Genomic DNA, 25260 nt, shown 5'->3' with positions numbered 1-25260 from the left:
ACGACGATGCGCACGTCCCATCCAGGCGCCAATGGCTGGTCGGGCATGCGGAAGACAGAAAACACGAACGCCCCGGTGCAACCGGAGCGCTGGCCGGACAACGCCCTCCGCGATGCCGTGAAACTGCGACAGGCCGGTCTCCGGGCTCGTGAGCGAACCAAAGGTTCAACGCCGCGCCTTCCCGTGCACTGCACAGTGGCCTATAGCGGCGTACGACTCACCTACCGTTGCGGGGGCAGCGCCGGCATTGGAACCGGCTTCCCTGTTTCACCCTATCGACCGCCGCTGGCGGCGATTCAGGGCACCTGAAGCAAGGCGCGCAGGTTAGAGGCTGTCCGCCCTGCGCGTCAACGCTCAGCTCAACGAGCCGCCTCGGGGCGCGCGCGCGGGCCTGGCAGGATGCCATTGGTGGTATTGCTCGACAGCAGACGCACGCTGGTGATACCGGCAATCTCGTGACCACGGTCGCTGAGGGTGTTCACCACCTGGTCGACCAGCGCCACGATCAGCATGCCAACCAGGCCACCGCCATTGTTCTGCTGCTGCTCGGCGCTGCTGGCACGGGCCGAGCCCTCCCACAGCAGCTTGCCGCTACGCAGATCGACCAGCTTGGCCGTGGCGGTAACCGCCACCTCGCTGGTGATGATCTTGTAGCTGCTGCCGTACTCGGTCACGTCCAGGTACAGCACGCTGTCGGCACCGAAGATTTCCCGCAGTTTCTCGGGCGAGGCCTGACGGACCTCCTCGGCATTCATCAGGCCATTCTGCTTGAAGGTCTCGTCGACCAGGCCCACCGGCATCACGTAGTAGCCGGCCTCGCTGAGCGGCAGAGTGACCTGCGAATAGAGGCTGTAGGAAGCTTTGACATCCGGCGACTGGTTGACCGGAGGCAGCACCAGGATCGACGCCGGCTTGCTCTCGAGGAAAGCGGTGTAGTCATAGCTCTTGGGGGTCGCGCAGCCGCCCAGGGCGGCGAGCAGAGCACCGATTGCCAGCACTCGCAGGGAAGACAGCATGTTCATTGGTCGAATTTCCGCATGAGAAAGTCCATGTAGGTGGCGGACTCGGGGTACAGCGCCTTCTCGGTCTCGAACTCCTGGCGTACCTGATCGAGCTTGCCGGCATCGGCATAGAGCATGCCCAGGTGCGCATGGAAACCGGGCGGCAGCGCACGGTCGGCGGCACGCGCCTGCTGCACGCTGGCCTCCAGCGCAGCGATCTGCTCCTCGGTGCTGCTCGTGCCATCGAAGCGCTGGTAGACCTGCTGCTGGTAACCATCCCAGTAGTACAGGGGCTGCGGGCCAGCGGCACAGCCCGCCAGCAGGCCGAGCAGCAGGATTGCGGACACCGTGGTCCATCGGCGTGAAACGATCATGTTCGTCATGTCCTTATTACTTGGCGGGGTGCCACGCGCCACTGTCGACGCCATTGACCAGGTTGTTCACCGCCTCGCGGATCGCCAGGTCGAGCACCTTGCCATTGAGGGTGGAGTCATAGCTGGCAGTACCACCGAAGCCGACGATCTCCCGATTGGAGAGGCTGTATTCACCGGCGCCCTGCGTGGAAAACACCACCTCGGACGTCTTCACATCGACGATGTTGAGGTTGACCTTGGCATAGGCGATCTGCTGCTTGCCGCGGCCGAGAATGCCGAACAACTGATGGTCACCGACTTCCTTGCGACCGAACTCGGTAACGTCGCCGGTCACCACGTAACTGGCACCACGCACCTGTTGCGCCTGCTTGGAGAAACCGGACTCCTGCTGCAGTTCGGCGAGGTTGTCGCGATCGAGCACGTTGAAGCGGTTGGACTGCTGCAGGTGCGTGATCAGAATGGTCTTGGCCTGGCCACCCAGACGGTCGACGCTGTCGGTGAAAATACCGCGCATGTAGCTGGACCGGTTGTCGAACTTGCCCACGGAAATAGGGCTACGCGGGCCGGAGTAGGACAGGTTTGCCGTGTTTACCTTGGCGACTTCCAGCGTACGGGACTGCTCTGTCGCACAACCGGCGAGCAGCATGAACAAACCGGCGAGACCACCGGCAAGGATCTTTTTCATACAAACCTCATTTGGAATGACTGATACGCCCATTCAGCACATGCCGACAGACAATGAGGCAGGAACACGTCAGCCGAAGCGTATTGACGAGACAGGAGAGACGAAGAAAGAGAAGAAGTCTGTCCATGACGTTCGGCCCCACGAAACCAGGGCCTCGGTGCATCCTGCAGGCGCGGCGATTCTAACGGGACAATCGGCGTTTTGCCATCTATTGGCCATCAGATTGCGATCATGCGGACCAGCGCCTCGAGAGCGACTTGTCTGTGCTGGGTCGTCAGGCCATACCGGGCACGAGCGAACACCCGGAAGCCACCCGCCAGGAACACCTCATACAGTCTGGACAGCCCTGCCCTGACCGACCGTCGCCCACCGCTCAGGGGTTGTGCGCCAGCTCCGGCGTGATGACCCGCTTGGCATCGAGATAGACACGCTGCCAGTAGACGTTGTCGAGGCTGTCCAGGCGCACGGTGCCGCCGCTGGACGGCGCATGCACGAAGCGGCCCTCGCCGACATAGATGCCGGCGTGACTGACGCTGCGCCCGCCGTTGGTGGCGAAGAACACCAGGTCGCCACTTTGCAGGGCATCGCGGCGGACATCGGGGGTGCGCATGGCACTGAGCTCACGCGTCGAGCGAGGCAGGCTGATACCGGCGGCGTCGCGGTAGACATAGCCGATCAGGCCACTGCAATCGAAGCCGCCCTCGGGCGTGTTGCCGCCATAACGGTAAGGCGTACCGACCAGGCCGAGCGCACGAAACAGGACATCCTCGGTACCGCCCTGATAGGCCGAGGAAGCGCTTGGCGGTGTGTAGACGGGCTGGGGAGCGGGAGCGTGGCTGCTGCAGGCACTCAGCAGCAGCGTGAAGGAAACGAGGGCAACACGGGTCGTGACGGGCATGAGCGAGGCGATCCTGAGCCTGGACAGGCTCTACTCTGCCGCCTCGGGCGTGGTGGCGCAACCCTGCGGTTACGCCGCTCCCTCAGGGATGGGCCTTGGTCGAGGCCTGCTCGTCTTCTGTCGAAGCCAGCGCCAGCACGCGCTTGGCCTCCATGTAGCTGCGCTTCCAGTAGCTGTCGTCCAGGCTGTCGATGCGCACGCCACCGCTGCGGCTGCTGCTGGAATGGATGAACTGGTCATCGCCCAGGTAGATGCCGGCGTGGCTGACGCGACCACGACCCCGGTTGTTGAACAGGATCAGGTCACCCGGCTCCAGGTCGGCACGCGCCACCTTGGGCGCATCCAGCTTGATCAGCTCGCGGGTGGAGCGCGGCAGCTCCAGACCCACTTCTTCGCGGAACAGGTAGCCGACGAAGCCGCTGCAATCGAAACCGGACTGTACCGAGGTGCCGCCGTAGCGATAGCGGGTGCCAATCAGCGAACGCCCGAGATCGAGCAGGCTGTCGGCCAACTGCGGCATTTCATAGGGTTTGTCGTCGACCAGTGCGGCAACGTCATCCTCTGCCGGCTCGCTCTGCTGAGCCTGTACAGGGGCGGCGGGCCGGGCCGAGGTTTCGCCGCTCTGCGGCTGCGGCGCATGGCCCGCGCAGGCGGCGAGGAACAGGGTGAGTGCAACAGGCACGAGGGGTGCGAAGCGCTTCAGCATGGGCACGACCGTGTCGAGGGAATTCATATAAGTGCGCGACTATGCCCTCTATATGACCCATTTGCAAATTCTATCGTTGCAATTGTGACTCCGTAGTCTCGCCACACCATCTAACGCGCCCAGCCAGGCAATGGTCGGGCGCGTGTTGCTCAGCCCAGAATCTCGCTCAGCGGGATGAAACGCAGCATGTCCCCTTCGGCGAGGGTGCTGCCCTCCATGACTTCCGCCAGGCCCTCGGCCCAGGCCGCACTGCGCAGCACGCCGGAACTCTGATTGGCGTAAGGCACCACCCGGCCATGCTCCAGCCGCGCCCGCAGGTACTCGCGGCGCATGCCCGGCTTGCTCCAGGTGAAGCCCGCCGGCAGCGGGAAGCCCAGCGGCTCGACCCGCTGAACGCCAAGGCGGCGCAGCATGTAGGGGCGCGCGAGCAGGCCGAAGGTGACCAGCGTCGAGGCCGGATTGCCCGGCAGGCCAATTACCGGCACGCCCTGGTAATGACCGAAGGTCAGCGGCTTGCCCGGCTTGATCGCCAGCTTCCACAGCGCCAGCTCGCCCGCCTCGCGCAGGGCCAGGCCGAGGAAGTCAGCCTCCCCGACGGAAACGCCACCGGTGGACAGGATCAGGTCGACCTCGCCCAGGGCACCCAGCGCCGCGCGGGTACGCGGCAGGTCGTCCGGCAGAATCCCGGCGTCGGTCACCGCACAGCCCAGGCGTTGCAACCAGGCGATCAACAGGCGTCGGTTGCTGTTGTAGATCTGCCCCGGCCCCAGTGCCTGGCCTGGCTCCACCAGCTCATCGCCGGTGGAGAGCACCGCCACGCGCAGACGCCGGCGCACCGGCAGTTGCGCCACGCCAAGCGATGCCGCCAGCCCCAGTTCGACCGGGCCCAGACGGGTACCTGCCGGCAGCACGCACTCGCCCCTGCGCGTTTCCTGGCCTTGCGCACGCACGTTCTGGCCGACCCTCAGCGTTTCGCGGAACACGGCCCGCCCGGCATCGTCCAGGTCGACGTTCTCCTGCATTTCCACCGTGTCGGCACCCTGCGGCAGCGGCGCACCGGTGAAGATCCGCGCACAGCTGCCCGGCTGCAGCGGCTCGGGCGCCGACCCGGCCTGAATGCGTTGACTCACGGGCAGCGCCTGGCCATTCCAGTCGGCCAGGCACAGGGCATAACCGTCCATGGCGCTGTTGGCCCAGGGCGGCAGATCCAGCGCCGCGATCAGCGGCTCGGCCAGCACGCGGCCATCCGCCTCGGCCAGCGCGACCGACTCGATCTGTTCCACCGGCGCCGCGTCGGCCAGCGCCAGAAGGCGCTCCAGTGCCGCCTCCATGGGCAGCAGGCCGGGCTTGTCGCCAGCACTCATCCGCGCGTCTCGCAGGCGCCGACCTCTTTCAGGTGCGGCACGAAGTTGCACGGACGATGACGCGCATCCAGCTGCTCGGCGAGGATGCCGTCCCATGCAGTACGACAGGCGTTGGTCGAACCCGGCAGGCAACAGACCAGCGTACCGTTGGCCAGGCCGGCCAGCGCGCGCGACTGGATGGTGGAGGTGCCGATATCGGCCACGGATATCTGCCGGAACAGCTCGCCAAAACCATCGACCTGCTTGTCCAGCAGACAGGCGACGGCCTCGGGAGTACTGTCACGCCCAGTGAAACCGGTGCCGCCGGTGATCACCACGACCTGCACCTGATCCTCGGCGATCCAGGTCGCGACCTGGGCGCGGATGCGGTACAGATCGTCCTTGAGCAGGACGCGCGCCGCCAGCTGGTGCCCGGCAGCGCTCAGGCGATCGACCAGCAATTGCCCGGAGGTATCGGTATCCAGAGTGCGCGTGTCGCTGACGGTCAGTACGGCAATGTTCAGCGGCACGAAAACCGCGTCGGCCTTGTGGTTCATGGCAGGCATCCAATTGGTAGACAATGGGCGACGTTATATCACACCGCCCGCCCCGGAGACCGCCGCATGCCTACGCCCAATGCCCTTGCCAACTGTTCGGTGCTGTTGCTCTCCGGTGGTCGCGGGCAACGCATGGGCGGGCAGGACAAAGGCCTGCTGCACTGGCACGGCCGCCCGCTGATCGCCTGGCTGCATGAACTGGCCAGGCCGCTCAGCGATGACCTGATCATTTCCTGCAACCGCAACAACGAGCGCTATGCCCCCTACGCCGACCAGCTGGTGGCCGATCAGGAGCAGGATTTCCAGGGCCCCCTGGCGGGCATCCGCGCCGGCATGGCCGCCGCTCGCCATCCACAGATGCTGGTACTGCCCTGCGACGCCCCCCTCGTCGACGCAGCGCTGCTCGACGCCCTGCTCGCGCAGGCGGGCAGCCGGCCGGTGGTCGTCCGCCAGGGCGCGTACTGGCAACCGCTGTTCTGCCTGCTCCCCACTCACCTGCGGGACGACCTCGAGCGCGCCTGGCAGTCGGGTGAGCGCAGTCCCCAGCGCTGGTTCGGCAGGCTCGACCCCATTGCCGTCGACTGCCCGCTGGACGACCCACGCCTGGCCAACCTCAACACGCCGGAAATTCTTGCCGCCACCGCACGCTGACGCTGAAACCGACGCCCTCAGCGGAACTCATGCGGCCGTTTCACGTCAGAGCGAAGGTATGGCACCCCATTCGTACCCAAGGAGACAGACCATGACCAAACGGACCCTTCCCGCCCTGCTGCTGGTGATCGGTTTCGCGGCCCTCGCCGGTTGCGCTTCGCCGTCGGTGATCACCCTCAACGATGGCCGTGAGATCCAGACCGTGGACAAGCCGACATATGACGAAGAGTCGGGCTTCTACGAGTTCGAACAGCTCGATGGCAAGCGCGCCACGATCAACAAGGATCAGGTTCAGACGGTCAAGGAACTCTGAGGCGAGGCGCTACCGACACGCACCTGGCACCAAGCCTGAACGGATGATGGCCATGCCGGCCGGAAGTTTTTTCAGGCTAACCCCTTGTGCAGTAAAAGTTTTTCGGTAGAATACGCCTCATTCGGAGTGTAGCGCAGCTTGGTAGCGCGTCTCGTTCGGGACGAGAAGGTCGCAGGTTCGAATCCTGTCTCTCCGACCAAATCAAAAACCCGCCTGTCAAGGCGGGTTTTTTTATGCCTGGCATTCCTGCCAGCCGCAGATCGGTACGGCGTCAGCTCGCTGCCAGCGGGCCTTCAGCGCAGAAAGGCCACCACTTCCTCGGCATCGAACGGCCAGTTCAGCTCAGCGCCGGTATCGCAGCGGCGCAGCACCGGAATGCGCAGGCCGTACGACTCGACCAGCCCTTCATGCTCGGCGATATCGATCAGCTCGACCAGCAGGCCGTTCTCGACGAACGGCATGAGCAGCGCCTCGGCCACCTCGCACAGATGGCAACCCAGGGTTCCGAAAAGTTGGCATTCAGGCTTCATGAGCGCACCTCACTGTCAGCAAGGTGCGCAGTCTAGCACCGCGCGGCATCAGCTCGCGTCGTCGCCACTCTCGCCAGCCTCGCCAGCCTCGCCAGCCTCGCCAGCCTCGCCAGCCTCGCCGGCGAGCAGCGACTGCAGGCCGTCGAGCAGGTTGCGGTTGAGACTGTCGGCCTTCTCCAGGCGCGGCAGGTCGAAGCGCTCGTCGAGCGAGAAGCCACCCTTGAGCAGATCCTTGAGCATGCCACCGGCATCCTGAGCCAGGTCGCCAGCGCTGCGCAGTGCATCGAGCAGGCCCTGGGCGTAGTCCTGCAAGCCGCTGTTGACCGCACTGGCGCCCTGCCCGCCCACGGCGCCGTAGGCATCGGTGGCCTGACGCACGCTGGTCTGGGTCAGGCGCAACGACATCGATGCCAGCTGCTCGCCGTCCATGTCCAGCGCCATGGCGCGGTCGAAGGCTCCAGACAGATCACCGGCATAGAACTTGTCGGAGAGGTCCTGCACCTGGCTGAACAGCTTTTCCAAGGCCTTGATCTCGTCATCGTCCAGCTCACCTTCCACACTGACCTGCCAGCCGCCGATCTGCAGGCTGCCGGACTGACTGCTGGCCACCAGGCTACTGGAACTGCCGTCGCTCGCCGCGGCGAAGCTGCTTTGCGACCAGCTGGCCGAAGCCTGTGCCACGGAGACACGCAGGCGATCGCCATCGCGCGTGGTGATGGCCAGGTCGAAGGTTTCCGCCTGCGCACTGAAACGCTCGCTGTAACCAGCGACCGCAACGCTGTCCGCGGTGCTCGGGGTTGCCGCGCCAAAGCGCTTGTCGAGATCGCCCAGGCCATCCTGGATACGCGAGTAGGTGTCATCGATGTCACTGGCCACCTGGCCACCCAGCACACCCATGCCATCGAGAATCTTGCGGGCATCGGCGAAACCCTTCTCGATACCTTCGCGCGCCTGCGCCAGCAGTTGCTCCAGCCGGGCCGGATCAGCCCCGGCCGCGGCCTCGCTCTGCAGGCGCTGCTCGACGAAGCCAAGCACACGCCCCGCCACCTTCTCCGGCGTGTAGTCGTCACGCTTGCCATTGAGCGCCCCGGGCTGCAGCCCCAGCTTGTCGGCGAGACGGTTGGCCAGCGTCGCCTGTGCATCGGCGGCGTTGTTGCGCGCAGCGGCCGACTGGCTGGCATGCGCGGTGCGTGAAGCGGCGGAGTTGAAGGAGCTCAGAGGATTCATGACCGGGTACCCAGGCAGGTGATCTGCCGAACTTAACGGCCGCGCAGCAGCAAGCTTTAGGGCTGATCGACCAACGGTTGGCGGTTTTTTCTCGCTGCCCGTGCACTCAACGGCGCTTTCCCGATCGGCGGTCGAAGCGCGAAAGGCGCCCGTCACCACGCGCTAGAGCCTCGCAGCCCTGAAAGCCCCGGCAGGCCCCAGGCCCCGCCAGACTAAAGTCTTACAGTCGCCGAATAACCGAAGTGCTTTATTTCATGGCGCCGTAACGGGTCGGTCACAGAGTGGCCGCCCGCTAATAACAACAACGAGGAGACAACAATAATGAGCAAGACTCCCCTCGCCCGCGCCGTGGCCCTCGCCACGCTGGGCGCCAGCCTCACACTCCCCGGCCTGGCACAGGCCGACTTCATCGGTGACAGCAAGGCCACACTCGAACTGCGCAACTTCTACATGAACCGCGACCTGCGCGACACCACCGCCGCGCAGCAGTCCAAGCGCGAAGAATGGGCGCAAGGCTTCATTCTCAAGGCCGAATCAGGCTTTACCGAAGGCACCGTGGGTTTCGGTCTGGACGCTTATGCCGGCCTGGGTCTGAAGCTCGACTCCTCGGACGAACGTGCCGGCACCAACCTGCTGCCCAACGGTTTCGGCGATGAAGGCCCGGACGAATATTCCGAGGCGACCGGCGCGGTCAAGGTGCGCATCTCCAAGACCATCGGCAAGGTCGGCGGCCTGATGCCCAAGCTGCCGATCGTCTCCTCCGGCGACTCGCGTCTGCTGCCGCAGGTGTTCACCGGTGGCATGATCACCTCGCAGGAACTCGCCGGACTGACCGTCAACGGCGGCCAGCTGCGTGAAGTGAACTTCCGCAACTCCACCGACAGCCAGGACATCACCGCGAGCAACGTCGGCGGCAAGAGCGACCGCTACAACTTCGCCGGCGGCGACTACAAGTTCAACGGCGGCAATACCACCGTCGGCCTGTGGTACGGCGAGCTGGAAGACATCTACGACCAGAAGCTCTACAACCTGATCCACGTGCAGCCCATCGGCGACTGGAAGCTGGGCGCCAACCTGGCCTACTTCGATTCCCAGGACAACGGCCGCAAGCTCGGCGGCGACGTGGACAACGACCTGACCTCGGTCAACCTCTGGGCCGGCATCGGTGCGCACACCTTCCGCCTGGGCTACCAGAAGGTCGGCGGCGACAACGCCTTCCCCTTCCTCTCCGAAACCGATCCTTACATCGTCAACTACCTGCAGATCCTCGACTTCACCCGCAAGGACGAGAAATCCTGGCAGGCCCGCTATGACATCAACTTCGCCAGCTATGGCGTCCCGGGGCTGAGTGCGTTCGTTCGCTATGTGACCGGCGACGGCTTCGATGGCGTGGGTGGCGCGAGCGGCAAGGAATGGGAACGCGACGTGGACATCAGCTACATCATCCAGGAAGGTCCGCTGAAGAACCTGGGCGTGCGCTGGCGTAACGCGATGGTGCGCTCCAACGCGAGCATCGGCGACCTCGACGAGAACCGCCTGATCGTCAGCTACACCATTCCCCTGCTGTAACCGCCCCGGCACCGACGAAGCGCCGCGACCTGCTGCAGGTCGCGGCGCTTTTCATGGCGAAGAAGACGGCAGAGCGTGCTGCTCGAGCGGTTCCCGGCTAGGCTCAGCGCAGAGCACGAGGAGTGACGCGATGGACGACTACCAACCGCTGGCCTGCGACCTCTACGACTACCTGGAGATCGCCTGCCTGCATGGCTATCAGCTGGACGTGGAGCTGGTCGACGGCACGCGCCTGCAAGGCCGCGCGCTGACCACGGAAACCGCGGCGAGCAAGGAAGAGTTCCTGCTCCTGCGCACGGCCGACGGCGAACAGCGCCTGCGCATGGATCGCCTGCTGGCGATCACACCGCAGGACGCAGGCGCCAGCTTCGGCCGCGTGCTGCTGGGCGGCAAGCGCTGCTGAGCGCTACGCGCCCGACACCCCGCGCCGAAGCGTCACCACATCAGATCGTCAGGAATCTGGTAGGCCGCGTAGGGATCGTCGGCATCCGGCTCTTCGACATGGGTATTGAGCAGGACGATGCGCGAGGCATCGCGCTCCTGGATCTTCAGCGCCGCCTCGCGCGGGATGACTTCATAACCGCCGCCGTGGCGCACGATGGCCAGCCAGCCGTTGGACAGCTTGTTGCGCACCATGTTGTTGACCGGCAGGCGCTTGACCTTCTTGTCGTCGACGAAGTTGTAGTAGTCCTCGCCATCGAGCTTGGGCAGGCGCGAGCGCTCGATCAGTTGTTTGATCTGCGCCACACGGGCCTTCTGCTCGGCCTTCTCCTGCTGCTGACGATTCAGCTCCTGGTCGCGCGCCGCCTTCTCCGCCTGCGCCTGCAGGGCCGCCTGGCGGGTGCTGTCATCCAGCTCAGCCTGCCCCTTGTGCGCCAGACGTTTCTGCTTCTGCTGCTGCTTGCCAACCTGCTTGGCCTGTTTTTCATTGACCAGCCCGGCTTTGAGCAGCTGGTCGCGCAGGGAAAGACCCATGACTAAAGATCCCGAACATGATGTTGTTGCAGCGGCGCGCGGCACCGCCATTTCGAAGCGCCCAGCATAATGGCTAACCGGCCCTGGCTCCAGCCGCACGGGCCGGATGCATGCCGGGATACCTGATCAGCAACCGGGCGCCAGCTTCTCCAGCTTCTTCGCTTCGCCCCAGAGCGCGTCCAGCTCCTCCAGCGAGCAGCCATCCAGACGCCGTCCGGCTTCGCGCACGCTCTGCTCGATGAAGCGGAAGCGCCGCTCGAACTTGCCATTGGCGGCGCGCAGCGCAGCCTCGGGATCGACCTTGAGGTGACGCGCCAGGTTGGTGACGACGAACAGCAGATCGCCGATTTCCTCGGCCACCGCCTCGGCATCGTTCTCGCTCATGGCCTCCAGCACTTCGTCCAGCTCCTCGCGCACCTTGTCCACCACCGGCAGGGCCTCGGGCCAGTCGAAGCCGACCTGCGCCGCACGCTTCTGCAGCTTGGCCGCGCGGCTCAGCGCCGGCAACGCGGTCGGCACGTCATCGAGCAGGGACAGCTGCTCGGGCACGGCGGCCTTCTCGGCGCGCTCCTCGGCCTTGAGCTCCTCCCAGCGCTGCTTGACCGCCGCCTCCTGCAGCCTGGCTGCATCCGGCGCGCCATACAGGTCGCCGTCGGGAAACACGTGCGGATGCCGGCGGATCAGCTTGGCGGTGATGCCATCGACCACCCTGGCGAAGTCGAAACGCCCCTCCTCCTGCGCCAGCTGGCTGTAGTAGACCACCTGGAACAACAGGTCGCCGAGCTCCCCCGGCAGATGCGCGAAGTCACCGCGCTCGATGGCATCGGCGACCTCGTAGGCCTCTTCCAGGGTGTAGGGCACGATGCTCGCGTAGCTCTGCTTGAGGTCCCAGGGGCAGCCGTGCTGTGGGTCACGCAGGCGCGCCATGAGGTGCAGCAGGTCGTCGAGTTGGTACATGGAAACTCCTGGGCGGCAAGCTGAAAGCTTCAAGCCACAAGAGAAAGCGGCGGGTCGCCTTTCTCTTGCAGCTTGTTGCTCGAGGCCTGCCGCTCAATTGGCGCGGTGACGGCGCGCCTCGATGATGTTGGGCAACTGGCCGATACGCGCCAGCAGGCGGCCGAGCGCATCCAGGCCGGGGATCTCCACGGTGATCGACATGGAGGCGGTGTTGTCCTCCTTGTTCGAGCGGGTGTTGACCGCCAGCACGTTGAGCTTCTCGTTGAGCAGCACCTGGGTCACGTCACGCAGCAGACCGGAGCGGTCGTAGGCCTTGATGACGATCTCCACCGGGTAGGTCTGCACCGGCACCGGGCCCCAGCTCACCTGGATCATCCGTTCCGGCTCGCGCCCGGCCTGTTGCAGCGCCGTCGGGCAGTCCTGGCGGTGAATGGTGACGCCGCGCCCCAGAGTGATGTAGCCGACGATGGGATCGCCCGGCAGTGGCTGGCAGCAACCGGCCATCTGCGTCAGCAGGTTGCCGACCCCCTGGATCTGGATGTCGCCACGCTTGCCCGGCTTGAAGCCCTGGGCCTTGCGCGGGATCAGCTCGAGCTGCTCGCTGCTGCGCTCCGGCTCGACCAGCTGCTGGGCCAGGTTGACCGCATGGGCCAGGCGCACATCGCCTGCGCCCATGGCCGCGAACAGGTCCTCGGCGGTCTTCAGGTTGGCCTTTTCCGCCAGCTTGTCGAAGTCCACGCCGAGCAGCGCCAGACGTGCCAGCTCGCGTTCGAGCAGTTGCTTGCCGGCCGCGACGTTCTGGTCGCGGTCCTGCAGCTTGAACCAGTGCACGATCTTCGCCCGCGCCCGGCTGGTGGTGACGTAGCCCAGGTTGGGGTTGAGCCAGTCGCGGCTCGGCGAGCCCTGCTTGCTGGTGATGATCTCCACCTGCTCGCCGGTCTGCAGGCTGTAGGTCAGCGGCACGATGCGCCCGTTGATCTTGGCGCCACGGCAGTTGTGGCCGATCTCGGTGTGCACGCGGTAGGCGAAGTCCAGTGGCGTGGCGCCCTTGGGCAGGTCGATGGCATGGCCGTCGGGCGTGAACACGTAGACCCGGTCCGGCTCGATGTCGACGCGCAGCTGCTCGGCCAGGCCGCCGATGTCGCCCAGTTCCTCGTGCCACTCGATGACCTGACGCAGCCAGGAAATCTTCTCTTCGTAGTGGTTGGAGCCGGATTTGACGTCGGTGCCCTTGTAGCGCCAGTGTGCGCAGACGCCCAGCTCGGCCTCCTCGTGCATGGCGTGGGTGCGGATCTGCACCTCCAGCACCTTGCCTTCCGGGCCAAGCACGGCGGTGTGCAGCGAGCGGTAGCCGTTCTCCTTGGGGTTGGCGATGTAGTCGTCGAACTCCTTGGGAATGTGCCGCCACAGGGTGTGCACGATACCCAGCGTGGTGTAGCAGTCGCGCACCTCCGGCACCAGCACACGCACCGCGCGCACGTCGTAGATCTGGCTGAACTGCAGGCCCTTGCGCTGCATCTTGCGCCAGATCGAATAGATATGTTTCGCCCGGCCGCTGATGTCGGCCTTGATGCCGGTGGCTTCCAGCTCCTGACGCAGGTGATCCATGGCGTCGTTGATGTACTGCTCGCGATCCAGACGACGCTCGTGCAGCAGCTTGGCGATCTGCTTGTACTGGTCGGGCTCCAGGTAACGGAAGGACAGGTCCTCCAGCTCCCACTTGATATGGCCGATGCCGAGGCGATGGGCCAGCGGCGCATAGATGTCGAACACCTCGCGCGCCACCCGCTGGCGCTTCTCTTCGTCGGCCTCCTTGACCGCGCGAATCGCGCAGGTGCGCTCGGCCAGCTTGATCAGTGCCACGCGCACGTCGTCGACCATGGCCACGAGCATCTTGCGCAGGTTCTCCACCTGCGTCTGCGAGCCGACCACCACCGATTCGCGCGGGTTGATACTGGCGCTGATCGCCGCCATGCGCAGCACGCCTTCGATCAGCTTGGCCACCACCGGGCCGAAACGCTGGTGCACCGCGGCCAGGGTAATCTTGCCCTCGCGTACGCCGCGATAGATGATCGCGGCGACCAGGGAATCCTGATCGAGCTTGAGATCGGCGAGGATTTCCGCGATGTCGAGGCCGGCACGGAAGGTCGAGCCGCCTTCGCTCCAGTGATGCGGGGTGGTGTTGGCCTGCTGCTCCAGATCGCGGGCGAACTCGCAGGCCTCGTGCAGTGCCTGACGATCCAGCGCCGGGTCGACGCTGGTGACATGATCCAACCAGGCCTCGAGATTGATGCTGCCGTCATCGTTGACTGGCTGATGCGCTCTCACCTGAACCATCGTCTTACCTTCCCTACGGTGCGCATACGCCGCACCGAGCAGTCGCCGGCCTTCTCTGAGCCGGTCGGATTAACTGAAAGAACGTGCATCCTGCACATCCCTGCGACACCGAACGTGCCGCCTTGTCCCGAACCTAAGGCTCGGCTATCTCGAATAACGCCATCGCCTCGACATGCGCGGTCTGCGCGAACATGTCGAGAATCCCGGCACGTCGCAGGCGGTATCCCTGCCGGACCAGTTCGGCGGCATCGCGCGCCAGGGTGGTCGGGTTGCAGGATACATAGACCAGGCGCCGGGCGCCCAGCTCGCGCATGCCGCGCACGACCTGCAGCGCACCGTCGCGCGGCGGGTCGAGCAGCACCGCGGAGAAACCGCCGCGCGCCCAGGCCTCGTCGGCCAGCGGCTTGGACAGGTCGGCACGGAAAAAGTGCGCATTGCCCAGGCCATTGTTCGCGGCGTTGGCGGCGGCTCGCGCCACCATCGCCTCGACCCCTTCCACGGCCACCACCTCGGCAGCCTGACGCGCCAGCGGCAGGGCGAAATTGCCCAGCCCGCAGAACAGATCCAGCACCCGTTCATCCGCCTGCACTGCCAACCAGTCTAGCGCCTGCGCGACCATCGCCTCGTTGACCGGACCGTTGACCTGCACGAAATCCCCGGGGCGATAGGCCAGTCGCAGCTGCCAGCGCGGCAGCTCGAAGCCCAGTTCGGCGGCCGTGTCGTCCGCCTGTGGCTGCCCGTCGCCCTGCAACCAGAGCTGCGCGGCATGCTCGCGGCAGAAGCGGCGCAGACGGGCCAGATCGGCATCGGTCAGCGCTGCGGTATGCCGCAGCAGGACGGCTTCGGCGGTGCCACTGAACAGCTCGACGTGACCGACTGCCTGGGGTTTCTCCAGGCTGTGCAGCAGCGCCGGCAATGCCTGGAAAATGGGTTGCAAGGGCTGTACCAGTACCGGGCAGTCGTCGATGGCGACGATCTCCTGGCTGGCCTCGGCGCGGAACCCGACCTGCAGCTGACGCGCCTTGGCATCCCAGCGCACGGCAACGCGTGCCCGGCGCCGGTAGCCCAGCTCGGGGCCGACCAGCGGCGCCGCCCACGCCTCCGGCTGCACGCCACCCAGGCGCGACAGCTGCTCGGCCAGCGTGCGCTGTTTCAGGGCAAGCTGCTCGGCATGAGGCAGGTGCTGCAGGTTGCAGCCGCCGCAGCGCTCGGCATGCGCACAGGGCGCGACACGTCGTTCGCTGCTGGCGGCGATGATGCGTTCGGCACGGGCCTCGACGGTCTGGCTGCGCGCGCTCAGCACCCGCGCCTCGACCTCTTCGCCAGCCAGGGCACCGCTGACGAACCAGGTACGCCCGGCCTCGAAGGCGATGCCGCGACCGTCACCCGCCAGCCGCTCGATGGTGAGTTTCTGCTTCTTGCCGACCGGTACCTGCGTCGCCCGACTGCCGCCACTGGGCTGGAAGCGCAGGTTGGAGCTGCGTCTGGCCATCAGTTCGTCGGTTCTTCGTAAACGCCAGTGGACAGGTAGCGGTCGCCGCGGTCGCAGATGATCGCCACCAGCACGGCGTTCTCCACCTGCTGCGACAGGCGCAGCATGCCGGCCACCGAACCGCCGGAGGAAACGCCGCAGAAGATGCCTTCTTCACGCGCCAGACGCCGCATCACGTGCTCGGCCTCGGCCTGGCCCATGTCCATCACCTGATCGACACGCTCGGCCTGGTAGATCTTCGGCAGGTATTCCTGCGGCCAGCGACGGATGCCGGGAATGGCCGAGCCTTCCTGCGGTTGCAGGCCGACGATCTGGATCGCCGGGTTCTGCTCCTTGAGGTAGCGCGAGGTCCCCATGATGGTGCCGGTGGTGCCCATCGAGCTGATGAAGTGGGTGATGGTTCCGCCGGTCTGGCGCCAGATTTCCGGGCCGGTGCCGCTGTAGTGCGCCTCGGGGTTGTCGCCGTTGGCGAACTGGTCGAGCACCTTGCCACGGCCTTCGGCCTGCAGTTTCTCCGCCAGGTCACGCGCGCCCTCCATGCCCTCCTCCTTGCTGACCAGAATCAGCTCGGCGCCGTAGGCGGTCATCGCCCACTTGCGCTCGGCAGTGGAGTTGTCGGGCATGATCAGGATCATCTTGTAACCCTTGATCGCCGCCGCCATCGCCAGGGCGATGCCGGTGTTGCCGCTGGTGGCTTCGATCAGGGTGTCGCCTGGCTGGATGTCGCCACGCAGCTCGGCACGGTTGATCATCGACAGCGCCGGGCGATCCTTGACCGACCCGGCCGGGTTGTTGCCTTCCAGCTTGACCAGCAGGGTGTTGCTGGTCTCGCCAGCCAGGCGTTGCAGGCGCACCAGAGGCGTATTGCCGATGCAGTCGGCGATGGTGGGGAATTGCAGGCTCATGGGGTGTGCGAATCCAGACTGACGCAAAGGGGCGTCATGATACGCCGAACCCGTGGCTTCATCACGCCATGATCCATGTCAGGGCGTGATGAAGCCGATGCCCGCAGCGGCAGGCGCTGGCTTCACGGCACCGCCGCGAAATCCTCCAGGGTCTTCATCAGTCCCTGATAACCCCCCGTGGCGATGTACCAGGTGGCCGGATCGAGATAGAACACCCGGCCCTCGGTCCAGGCCGTGCTGGCGGCGACAGCCGGGTGCGCGGCGAGCGTCTGCGCCGCCTTGCCCTCGCCACCGGTCGCGGCACCGCGATCCAGGATCACCAGCCAGTCCGGCTCGGCCTGCAGGGCGGCAGCCAGGCGCGCCTTGTGCCGTTCGCGCAGTTGCATGGCCTCCGGCGAACCGGGCGCCGGGCGGCCCTGCGACAGGGATGCCGGGTCGACCGGCGGGGCAACGGACGTCGTGCCCAGCACCTCGGCGAGCATGCCGAAACGCTCGCCTGGCGCATGCACCATCAGCGCATCGTTGACGGTGAACAGCGTCAGCGTAGCGAGCCCCTGGCTCTTATCGTGCGTCGCCGCCAGCGCCTGCTGCAGCTCGGCATCCAGCCGGGCGGCCCGCGCCTGGCGGTCGAAGATGTCGCCCAGCAGCCGCAGACTCTGCCGTACCCCGGCGACGAAGGCATCCGGCGCGATGCTCAGGTCGAGGGTCGGCGCCAGCTGCGCGAGTTTCGCGTAAGCGCCACTGGAACGCCCGGCAATGATGATCAGGTCCGGGCGGAGGGCTTCCAGCGCGGCGTAGTCCGGCTCGAACAGGGTGCCGACATTGACCGCCTCACGCCCCGCGTAGGCGTCTTTCAGGTACTCGGGGCCGGCCATCTGCGGCACCCCGGCCGCCGACACGCCGAGTGCATCCAGCGTATCCAGGGTGGCCAGGTCGAACACGGCAACCCGTTTGGGAACCTCGTTCAGCGTCAGGCCACCCTGCGCATGATTGACCGTCAGTGGATAGGCGCCATGGGCAGACGCCAGGGCCAGCAGGGCGAACGCGGCGACCAGGTAGGTCACGGCGGAGCGAAGCGACGACATCTCACTCTCCTCGTTGCAATGGACAGGTAGCGGGCGCGTACGCCGCATGCGGGCGTCGCCTCGGCTACATGCGCCCCGCCCAGGCGCCGTCGAGGGTACAGCAGCGATTTCGCAATTGATATTGAGCCGCATTCGGATTTACACCTCGCCGGAACCAGGCCCACGAGCCCTCTGCCGTGCAGGGCTGCCGGGGTGCGCGGAATTTACAAAGTGCAAATGTATAGTTTGTAAATCACATTTACTCGCAGATGAGTATTCATATCATTTGCAACCTGTCCGCAGCTTACCGGCAGATTGCCAGCGGCAAGACCTGCCCGGACATGGGCGCCCAAGCAGCACTCGCCCGTATCGCGTCACGCCTCCGAACAGCCGCCGGGACGATCTGCCCTGCGCCGCCGGAGCAGCGCCGTCGTTCTGCAAGCACGCCGACACCCGGGCCATCCTGATTTCCGTAGGAGCTATTCGCATGTCACGCACGCGCCACCCGTTCACTGCTCGTTGCAACCCACAGTTCCAGAAAACCCTGCTGGCCGTCGCACTGACCTCGGTCGCCTGCACGACCGCCGCCGCGCAGGCATCCGATCAGGTGAAGCTCAATGACGTGGTCGTGACCGCCTCGGGCTTCGAGCAGAGCATCAAGGATGCGCCGGCCAGCATCAGCGTGATCTCGGCCGAAGAACTGAAGAAGCGCTCCTATACCGATGTCACCGATGCGCTGAAGAATGTCGCCGGCGTGCAGATCGCCGGGGGCGGCGTCGAGCGCTCGATCATGATCCGCGGCATGACGGCCGGCTATACCCTGTTCCTGATCGATGGCCGTCCGGTGCAGGGCAACGACGCCTTCGGCCTGAATGGCAGCCAGGCGGGCACGCCGATCAACTTCCTGCCGCCGATCGAGGCCATCGAGCGTATCGAGGTCATCCGCGGCCCGGCATCCTCGCTCTATGGCTCCGACGCCATGGGCGGCGTGGTCAACATCATCACCAAGCGGATCCACAACGAGTTCGGTGGCAGCATCACCGCCGAATACTCGATGGCCGACAGCAAGAACGACGTCAACGAGGATGGCTACCAGACCAGCGCCTACCTGAATGCGCCGCTGATCCGCGATGCGCTGTCCCTGCAGCTCAATGGCTCGTTCCTGCACCAGGATGAGAGCCACCTCATCGGGGAGGACGACAGCGGCGCCACCGACCCACGCTACAGACGCAGCAACGCTGGCGGCAAGCTGGGCTGGAACATCGATGAACAGAACCTTGTTACCTTCAACTACAACGAGGGCCGCCAACGGCGCTGGGCCAACCCCGGCAAGAGCCTGCCCCAGGCGGACGACGCCACCTTCACCGACTCCATCCAGCGCACGTACGCGATCACCCACGAAGGCCGCTACGGCAACCTGCTGAGCGACAGCTACATCAATTACGACCACTCCGAGAACCTCAGCCGCCTGAACGCCACGACCGGTGAAGGCATCGAGTACAGCGTGCTGACGGCCAATACCCAGGCGACCTACTTCGCCGGCTCGCACGCCCTCACCGCGGGCCTGACGCACAAGTACGAGAAGCTCGAGGACGGCGCCAGCAGCGGGCTGCGCGAGCCGGTGGTGGCGGACGCCAACGCGGTGGTGGAGATGGATCGCTACCAGAACTCCCTGTTCCTGGAGGACAACTGGAGCCTGACCGATGCCCTGACCCTGACCCTGAGCGGTCGTTTCGATGACAACCAGGCCTATGGCAGCGAGTTCAGCCCGAAGGTCTACGCGGTCTATCGCCTGAATGACAATTTCACCCTCAAGGGCGGCGTGACCACCGGCTACAAGGCGCCGGCCCTGCGCCAGAGCGCCACCGACTACGGCGCCACCTCGAGGGGCGGGGTGATCATCGGCAACCCCGATCTGATCCCGGAAACCAGCGTCAACCGCGAACTGGGGATAGGCTACGAGAACTTCGACCTGGGCCTCAGCAGCACCCTGACCGTCTACCAGATCGACTACGAGGACAAGATCAACCGCACCGGCCGCATCTGCGCCCAGAACGTCGCCTGTACCTACAACGGCACCACCTATCCCGCCCACCAGTACGGGTATACCGCCTACGAGAACGTCGACGAGGCCGAACTGAGAGGCGTCGAGTTCACCCTCGACTACCAGATTCTCGACAACCTCACCTACCGCCACAGCTACACCTACACCAGCACCGAGCAGAAGTCCGGGCAGTACAAGGGAGAGCCGCTCAACGACGTGGCCAAGCACATGTTCAATGCCTCGCTGGACTGGCAGGCGAGCGAGAAACTGAACCTGTGGACCCAGATCAACTACCGTGGCGAGACCTCCGGTCGCTGGCAGACCGGCACCAGCGGCTCCAGCAGCAACGGCGTGACCTACCCCGCCTACACCTTCGCCGACGTCGGCCTGGTGTACAAACCCAGCCGCGACCTGAGCCTCAAGTTCGGTATCTACAACGTCACCAACAAAGAGGTCACCACCGATGAGGACTTCGCCTACAACCTCGATGGCCGGCGCTACGTGTTCGGCCTGACGCAGAACTTCTGAGGCGACGGGACCCGCCCTGCACGCAGGGCGGACGTCCATGCACAGACGCATCGTCAAGCCGTCGCCGGGTTCGAGTGGCGGCCGCCGTATCCAGGTCGATAACCGGCTGGCGCAGCCCAGTCAGGTGAGTCAACCGAGCGCCGAATTCGCCCGGGCCGCCACTGGCGCCTGCTGTTGAGGTGCGGACTCGCCTGGGTCCGCCGGCAGGCGCAGATGGATGCGCAACCCCGCTTCCGGGCTCTCTGCCCACAACTGGCCGCCCTGCAGTTGCACCATGCTGCGCGCGATGGCCAGGCCGAGGCCGTAGCCATCGCCACCTGGGCGCGCCGCGTTGAGGCGGGTGAAGGGACGAAAGATCGCTTCCAGCGCCTGTTGCGGTACACCTGGCCCCTGGTCCTCGACGCACAGCCACCAATGATCCCCTTCGCGCCGACCGCTCAGGCGCACCACCCCGCCCTCGGGGGAGTGGCGAATCGCGTTGCGCAACACGTTCTCCAGCGCCTGCGCCAGGCCGTTGAGGTGCCCGCGCACGACGCAGTCGGCTGGCAGCTCGCAGGGTAGTCGCTGGATGTCCCAGCCCGACTCGAAGCCGGCATTCTCGCGCAGCACTTCCCAGAGCCGGCCGATATCGATCGGCTCCAGCGGCAGGCTGGGCCGTTCGGTATCCAGCCAGACCAGCTCGAGGGTGTCGCCGATCAGCTTCTCCATGCCGTCGACCTCACGCTCCAGGCGTTGGCGCAGGGCGACGATATCCTGCTCGTGCTCGCCGGCGACACGTAGACGGCTCAGCGGCGTGCGCAGCTCATGCGACAGGTCACGCAGCAGCTGACGCTGAAAGGTCAGCGTATTCTGCAGGCGCCCGGCCATATGATCGAAGGTCCGCGCCAGCTCTCCCAGCTCATCCTGGCGCCCGCCCACCCCCGGACCGACCCGGGCATCCAGGTCGCCGGCACTCAGTGCCACCGCCTGGCGGCGCAGGATCGCCAGCGGCGCGATCAGCACGCGGTACAACAGCAGGCCGAGCAATACCGCGAGCACGGCCGGCAGCACCCGCTGCAGCAGGACTTCCCAGATATCGTTGTAGCGACGCGGGTTCAGGCGCTGCGGCAGCTCCATGATCAGGCGCGCCTGGTCGTCGCTGAACGGAATGGAAAACGCCGGTGTGCCCCCGGGACGTCCGACGGAGAAATCGAGCGCACGCACGAAATCCAGGCGCTGCCGCGCCTCCCCGTCCAGCGGCTGCGAGGACAGCGAACGCAGCTCGGCGTCGACCACCACCGCCCAGACCTGCTCGCGTTCACGCAATGCCCGCAGAAAACCATCGACGCCCTCGGCCCCGTCTTCACGCCAGGCACGCTCGGCGGCATGCGCATAATCGCCGAGCACCGCCTTGGTCGAGTCAGACAGGTAGGAAGTGTTCTGCAGCAGGAGGCGACCGATATCGACATGCAGGCCGACCAGCAACAGGCAGAACAGCGCCAGTGCACCGCTCAGTTTCCACAGCAGCGAGTGCCGCCCCGGCAGGCTCATGGGCTGACCTGCACCATCACGTAGCCCTTGCCCCAAGCGGTGTCCACCCGCGCATCGGCATAGCCGATGGCCTGCAGCTTGCGGCGCACGTGGCTGACATGCATGTCCAGGCTGCGATCATGCTGGGCATAGGCGCGACGCAACGCCTGCTGATAGAGGAAGGGCTTGCTCAGGACTTCCTCGCGGTTGCGCCAAAGCAGTTCCAGCACCCGGTACTCGCTGGGTGTCAACCCGGCCCACTGCCCGGCATGCGAGACATCGCTGCGCCCCTCGTCGAAGCTCAGCCCCTCGTCGCTCCTGGGGGCCTGCTGCTCGTACCGTTCGTAGGCCACGCGGCGCAGGATCGCTTCGATCCGCACGCTCAGCTCACCCAGGCTGAACGGCTTGGGCAGATAGTCGTCCGCCCCCTGGCTGAAGCCGGCGATGCGGTTCTGCTCGTCACCCAGCGCCGACATCAGCAACACCGGCACCCGGCGACGCTGGCGCAAACGCTGCAGGGCCTCCAGGCCGTTGGTGCCCGGCAGCATGATGTCCATCAGCACCAGGTCGAAGTCCTCGCGCTCGGCCAGGCTCAGCCCCTCGCTGCCATCGTGGCTCAGGGTCACCTCATAGCCGCGGCGCATCAGGTCGGCCTGCAGGTGGCTGGCCAGCAGAGGGTCATCTTCGACGGCGAGAATGCGGGCAGACACGGGAGAATGAGCCATCATCGGGGACCACGGAATAAAATGAGAATAATTCTACCTCCTAAACGACAACCGCTCACCTGAAGATTCCGTCGCGCCGAATCGCTACACTGCCCGGATGTCATTACGGAGAGACATCGTGTTCAAGGATCTCGGCATCAAAGGGCGTGTACTGCTGCTCACCCTGCTTCCCACCAGCCTGCTGGCTCTGGTCCTGGGCGGCTATTTCACCTGGGTGCAGCTGTCCAACCTGCAGGCGCAACTGCTGCAGCGTGGGGAGATGCTGGTCGAACACCTGGCGCCCTTGGCCGCACCGGCCCTGCAGCAACAGAACAAGGCCCTGCTCGAGCGCATCGCCCAGCAGGCGCTGGACCACCCCGACGTGCGCGTGGTCAGCTTCCTCGCACCGGAGCGCACGGCCCTGGCGCACGCCGGCCCCAGCATGCTCAACCCCGCCCCCGACAGCCAGACCGAGATCAGCCTGCTCAGCGGCCAGGACGCCACGCGGTTCCTGCTTCCGGTCTACGACCAGCACCTGGTGCTCAGCGACGTGAGCGAAACGGAAAAGCCTCCGCAGCTGCTCGGCTGGGTGGAACTGGAGCTGTCGCACCAGGGCACGCTGCTCAGCGGCTACCGCAGCCTGTTCGCCAGCCTGCTGCTGATCGTCGGCGGCCTGGCCGTCACCGCCCTGCTCGCCCTGCGCATGAGCCGCACCATCAATGAACCGCTGCGTGCGATCAAGGCCGGTGTCGCCCAGCTCAAGGACGGCAACCTGGAAACCCGCCTGCCGCCACTGGGCAGCCACGAGATGGACGAGCTGGCAGCCGGCATCAACCGCATGGCCGAAGCCCTGCAGAATGCCCAGGAAGAGCTGCAGCACAGCATCGAACAGGCCACCGAGGACGTCCGGCAGAACCTGGAGACCATCGAGATCCAGAACATCGAACTGGACTTCGCCCGCAAGGAGGCGCTGGAAGCCAGCCGCATCAAGTCGGAATTCCTCGCCAACATGAGCCACGAGATCCGCACGCCGCTCAACGGCATCCTGGGCTTCACCAACCTGCTGCAGAAAAGCGAACTCAGCCCGCGCCAGCAGGACTACCTGACGACCATCGAAAAGTCCGCCGACAGCCTGCTCGGCATCATCAACGAGGTCCTCGACTTCTCCAAGATCGAGGCGGGCAAACTGGCGCTGGAGTCGATTCCCTTCAATCTGCGCGATTTGCTCCAGGACACCCTGACCATCCTCGCGCCCGCCGCCCACGAGAAGCAGCTGGAGCTGGTCAGCCTGATCTATCGCGACACCCCGCTGGCCCTGCGCGGCGACCCGCAGCGCCTCAAGCAGGTGCTCACCAACCTGGTCAGCAACGCGATCAAGTTCACCCACGAAGGCACCATCGTCATGCGCGCGATGGTCGAGGACGAAAGCCCCGACAGCGCGCAATTGCGCATCAGCGTGATGGACACCGGCATCGGCCTGTCGGACGAGGAGCTGCGCGCGCTGTTCCAGGCCTTCAGCCAGGCCGACAACTCGCTGACCCGGCAGACCGGCGGTACCGGCCTCGGCCTGGTGATCTCCAAGCGCCTGATCGAACAGATGGGCGGCGAAATCGGCGTCGACAGCACCCCGGGTGAAGGCTCGGAGTTCTGGATCAGCCTGGCGCTGCCCAAGGCGCGCGACGATGCCGAGGACCTGCCCCGTACCGCGCTGCTCGGTCATCGCGTGGCCATTCTCGAAAGCCATGAACTGGCACGTCAGGCCCTGGCCCACCAGCTGGAGGACTGCGGTCTGGAAGTGGAGAGCTTCGCCGATGCCGGCGCGCTGTTCGATGCCGTCTGCACCCAGCAGCATCAGACGCGACCGCTGACCCTGGCCGTCCTGGGCATCACCGCCGGGCAGATGCCACCCGACACCCTCGGCCAGCGCATCCAGGAACTCGACCGCCTTGGCTGCAAGGCCCTGGTGCTCTGCCCGACCACCGAGCTGGGGACCTTCCACAGCACGCTGCCGGATGCCTACACCCAGCTGCAGGCCAAGCCGCCCTGCACGCGCAAGCTGCACAAGGCGCTGGTCGAACTGGTCAACCCGCAGCGCCCGCTCAACGAACCGCTGCTGATCAACGACACGCGCCGGCCGCACATCCTCTGCGTCGACGACAACCCGGCCAACCTGTTGCTGGTGCGCACCCTGCTCGATGACATGGGCGCCCAGGTCACGGCGGTGGACAGCGGCTACGCGGCGATCGATGCGGTCAAGCACGGCAATTTCGACCTGGTATTCATGGACGTGCAGATGCCCGGCATGGACGGCCGCGAGGCCACGGAAGCCATCCGCTACTGGGAGAACGAACAGGGGCACAGCGCCACCCCGATCATCGCCCTGACCGCCCATGCCCTGGCCAACGAAAAACGTGCCCTGCTGCAGAGCGGCATGGACGACTACCTGACCAAACCGATCAACGAACGCCAGTTGGCCCAGGTGGTGCTGAAATGGACCGGCCTGAACCTGCGCAACCAGCCGGCCAGCAAGGCCGCCCCGCCGGCGCCGGCGCAATCCCAGAGCAAGGTGCTCGACGCCGAAGAAGGGCTGCGCCTGGCCGCTGGCAAGGCCGACCTGGCCGCAGACATGCTGAGCATGCTGCTGGCCGGCCTGCCGGGTGATCGCCAGGCCATCCGCCAGGCCCGGGAGGCCGGCGAGCGCACGGCGCTGATCGAGCGCGTGCACCGCCTGCACGGCGCGACACGCTACTGCGGCGTGCCGCAACTACGCGCGGCCTGCCAGCGTAGCGAGACGCTGCTGAAACAGGATGACCCGGAAGCGCAGCAGGCCCTGGACGAGCTGGATGCCGCCATCTCCCGCCTGACCGAAGCCGCGGCGCAGAGTGCCTGAG

Annotated in this window: 23 protein-coding genes, 1 tRNA gene and 1 riboswitch; of the genes, 7 read left to right on the top strand and 17 right to left on the bottom strand. The window is 65.8% G+C overall.

Annotation, left to right across the window (positions count from 1 at the left end):
• Positions 1-113: 113 nt before the first annotated feature.
• A riboswitch (cobalamin riboswitch) is annotated at positions 114-324 on the bottom strand.
• 35 nt (positions 325-359) lie between these two features.
• From FIV02_RS09075 to moaB, 7 genes are all read right to left on the bottom strand, one after another.
• Positions 360-1013: a DUF799 domain-containing protein gene (locus FIV02_RS09075; protein WP_371923275.1), complete on the bottom strand. Its 654-nt coding sequence runs from the start codon at positions 1011-1013 to the stop codon at positions 360-362.
• Positions 1014-1018: 5 nt separating this feature from the next.
• Positions 1019-1375: a DUF4810 domain-containing protein gene (locus FIV02_RS09070; protein WP_256663110.1), complete on the bottom strand. Its 357-nt coding sequence runs from the start codon at positions 1373-1375 to the stop codon at positions 1019-1021.
• A 16-nt stretch (positions 1376-1391) separates the two neighbouring features.
• Complete coding sequence (locus FIV02_RS09065; protein WP_150609101.1) at positions 1392-2060, bottom strand: CsgG/HfaB family protein; 669 nt, start codon at positions 2058-2060, stop codon at positions 1392-1394.
• Positions 2061-2433: 373 nt separating this feature from the next.
• The gene (locus tag FIV02_RS09060) at positions 2434-2958 is read right to left on the bottom strand and encodes a C40 family peptidase (RefSeq protein WP_152488419.1); all 525 of its coding nucleotides are present in this window, start codon (positions 2956-2958) and stop codon (positions 2434-2436) included.
• A gap of 82 nt (positions 2959-3040) precedes the next feature.
• Complete coding sequence (locus tag FIV02_RS09055; protein ID WP_150609098.1) at positions 3041-3664, bottom strand: C40 family peptidase; 624 nt, start codon at positions 3662-3664, stop codon at positions 3041-3043.
• 149 nt (positions 3665-3813) lie between these two features.
• Entirely contained in the window at positions 3814-5028 is a 1215-nt protein-coding gene (gene glp, locus FIV02_RS09050) for a gephyrin-like molybdotransferase Glp (protein WP_152488418.1), read from the bottom strand.
• Entirely contained in the window at positions 5025-5564 is a 540-nt protein-coding gene (gene moaB, locus FIV02_RS09045) for a molybdenum cofactor biosynthesis protein B (protein WP_037053578.1), read from the bottom strand. Before moaB ends, glp begins: the two co-directional genes overlap by 4 nt.
• Before the next feature lie 66 nt (positions 5565-5630).
• Here moaB and mobA point away from each other — a divergent pair, with 66 nt between their 5' ends.
• From mobA to FIV02_RS09030, 3 genes are all read left to right on the top strand, one after another.
• Positions 5631-6215: a molybdenum cofactor guanylyltransferase MobA gene (gene mobA / locus FIV02_RS09040; protein WP_150609094.1), complete on the top strand. Its 585-nt coding sequence runs from the start codon at positions 5631-5633 to the stop codon at positions 6213-6215.
• A gap of 91 nt (positions 6216-6306) precedes the next feature.
• On the top strand, positions 6307-6528 hold the full coding sequence (locus tag FIV02_RS09035; RefSeq protein ID WP_037053581.1) for a YgdI/YgdR family lipoprotein: 222 nt from the start codon (positions 6307-6309) through the stop codon (positions 6526-6528).
• A gap of 122 nt (positions 6529-6650) precedes the next feature.
• Positions 6651-6727, top strand: a tRNA-Pro gene (locus FIV02_RS09030).
• Positions 6728-6821: 94 nt separating this feature from the next.
• On the opposite strand, the gene FIV02_RS09025 is transcribed toward FIV02_RS09030, so the two are convergent.
• Together FIV02_RS09025 and FIV02_RS09020 are read right to left on the bottom strand one after the other, a co-directional pair.
• A complete protein-coding gene (locus tag FIV02_RS09025) occupies positions 6822-7058 on the bottom strand; it encodes a glutaredoxin family protein (protein WP_047592840.1) in 237 nt (78 codons plus the stop codon).
• Positions 7059-7106: 48 nt separating this feature from the next.
• Positions 7107-8285 carry a DUF5610 domain-containing protein gene (locus FIV02_RS09020; protein WP_152488417.1) on the bottom strand — a complete coding sequence of 393 codons (1179 nt, stop codon included), beginning with the start codon at positions 8283-8285 and terminating at the stop codon, positions 7107-7109.
• A 321-nt stretch (positions 8286-8606) separates the two neighbouring features.
• Here FIV02_RS09020 and FIV02_RS09015 point away from each other — a divergent pair, with 321 nt between their 5' ends.
• Positions 8607-9854 (top strand): OprD family porin, encoded by a 1248-nt coding sequence (locus tag FIV02_RS09015; protein WP_152488416.1) that lies wholly within the window; start codon positions 8607-8609, stop codon positions 9852-9854.
• Positions 9855-9984: 130 nt separating this feature from the next.
• On the top strand, positions 9985-10257 hold the full coding sequence (locus FIV02_RS09010) for a Rho-binding antiterminator (protein WP_037053586.1): 273 nt from the start codon (positions 9985-9987) through the stop codon (positions 10255-10257).
• A gap of 32 nt (positions 10258-10289) precedes the next feature.
• Here the strand turns inward: FIV02_RS09010 and FIV02_RS09005 are convergent, their stop codons facing one another.
• The 6 genes from FIV02_RS09005 to FIV02_RS08980 form a co-directional block, all read right to left on the bottom strand.
• The gene (locus tag FIV02_RS09005) at positions 10290-10829 is read right to left on the bottom strand and encodes a DUF2058 domain-containing protein (RefSeq protein ID WP_047592844.1); all 540 of its coding nucleotides are present in this window, start codon (positions 10827-10829) and stop codon (positions 10290-10292) included.
• Positions 10830-10955: 126 nt separating this feature from the next.
• A complete protein-coding gene (mazG, locus tag FIV02_RS09000; RefSeq protein ID WP_037053589.1) occupies positions 10956-11786 on the bottom strand; it encodes a nucleoside triphosphate pyrophosphohydrolase in 831 nt (276 codons plus the stop codon).
• 93 nt (positions 11787-11879) lie between these two features.
• On the bottom strand, positions 11880-14123 hold the full coding sequence (gene relA, locus FIV02_RS08995) for a GTP diphosphokinase (RefSeq protein WP_047592847.1): 2244 nt from the start codon (positions 14121-14123) through the stop codon (positions 11880-11882).
• Positions 14124-14256: 133 nt separating this feature from the next.
• A complete protein-coding gene (gene rlmD / locus FIV02_RS08990) occupies positions 14257-15615 on the bottom strand; it encodes a 23S rRNA (uracil(1939)-C(5))-methyltransferase RlmD (RefSeq protein ID WP_152488415.1) in 1359 nt (452 codons plus the stop codon).
• The gene (gene cysM / locus FIV02_RS08985; RefSeq protein WP_037053597.1) at positions 15615-16520 is read right to left on the bottom strand and encodes a cysteine synthase CysM; all 906 of its coding nucleotides are present in this window, start codon (positions 16518-16520) and stop codon (positions 15615-15617) included. Before cysM ends, rlmD begins: the two co-directional genes overlap by 1 nt.
• Positions 16521-16642: 122 nt before the next feature.
• Positions 16643-17605, bottom strand: a complete 963-nt coding sequence (locus FIV02_RS08980) for a siderophore ABC transporter substrate-binding protein (protein ID WP_152488414.1) — start codon at positions 17603-17605, stop codon at positions 16643-16645.
• Positions 17606-18071: 466 nt separating this feature from the next.
• Between FIV02_RS08980 and FIV02_RS08975 the strand changes: the two genes are divergently transcribed.
• Complete coding sequence (locus FIV02_RS08975; protein WP_152488413.1) at positions 18072-20156, top strand: TonB-dependent receptor domain-containing protein; 2085 nt, start codon at positions 18072-18074, stop codon at positions 20154-20156.
• A gap of 129 nt (positions 20157-20285) precedes the next feature.
• Here FIV02_RS08975 and FIV02_RS08970 read toward each other — a convergent pair whose 3' ends face one another.
• On the bottom strand, positions 20286-21686 hold the full coding sequence (locus tag FIV02_RS08970; protein WP_152488412.1) for a sensor histidine kinase: 1401 nt from the start codon (positions 21684-21686) through the stop codon (positions 20286-20288).
• A complete protein-coding gene (locus FIV02_RS08965; protein ID WP_152488411.1) occupies positions 21683-22393 on the bottom strand; it encodes a response regulator transcription factor in 711 nt (236 codons plus the stop codon). Before FIV02_RS08965 ends, FIV02_RS08970 begins: the two co-directional genes overlap by 4 nt.
• Positions 22394-22508: 115 nt before the next feature.
• On the opposite strand from FIV02_RS08965, the gene FIV02_RS08960 reads away from it, so the two are divergent.
• Positions 22509-25259 carry a response regulator gene (locus FIV02_RS08960; RefSeq protein WP_152488410.1) on the top strand — a complete coding sequence of 917 codons (2751 nt, stop codon included), beginning with the start codon at positions 22509-22511 and terminating at the stop codon, positions 25257-25259.
• The last annotated feature ends 1 nt before the right edge of the window (position 25260 follow it).

The sequence above is a fragment of the Pseudomonas sp. THAF187a genome (assembly GCF_009363395.1).
Classification (GTDB): Bacteria; Pseudomonadota; Gammaproteobacteria; order Pseudomonadales; family Pseudomonadaceae; genus Aquipseudomonas; species Aquipseudomonas khazarica.
Note: the sequence above shows the minus strand (reverse complement) of the source record. Positions and strands in the feature narration are given on the sequence as shown.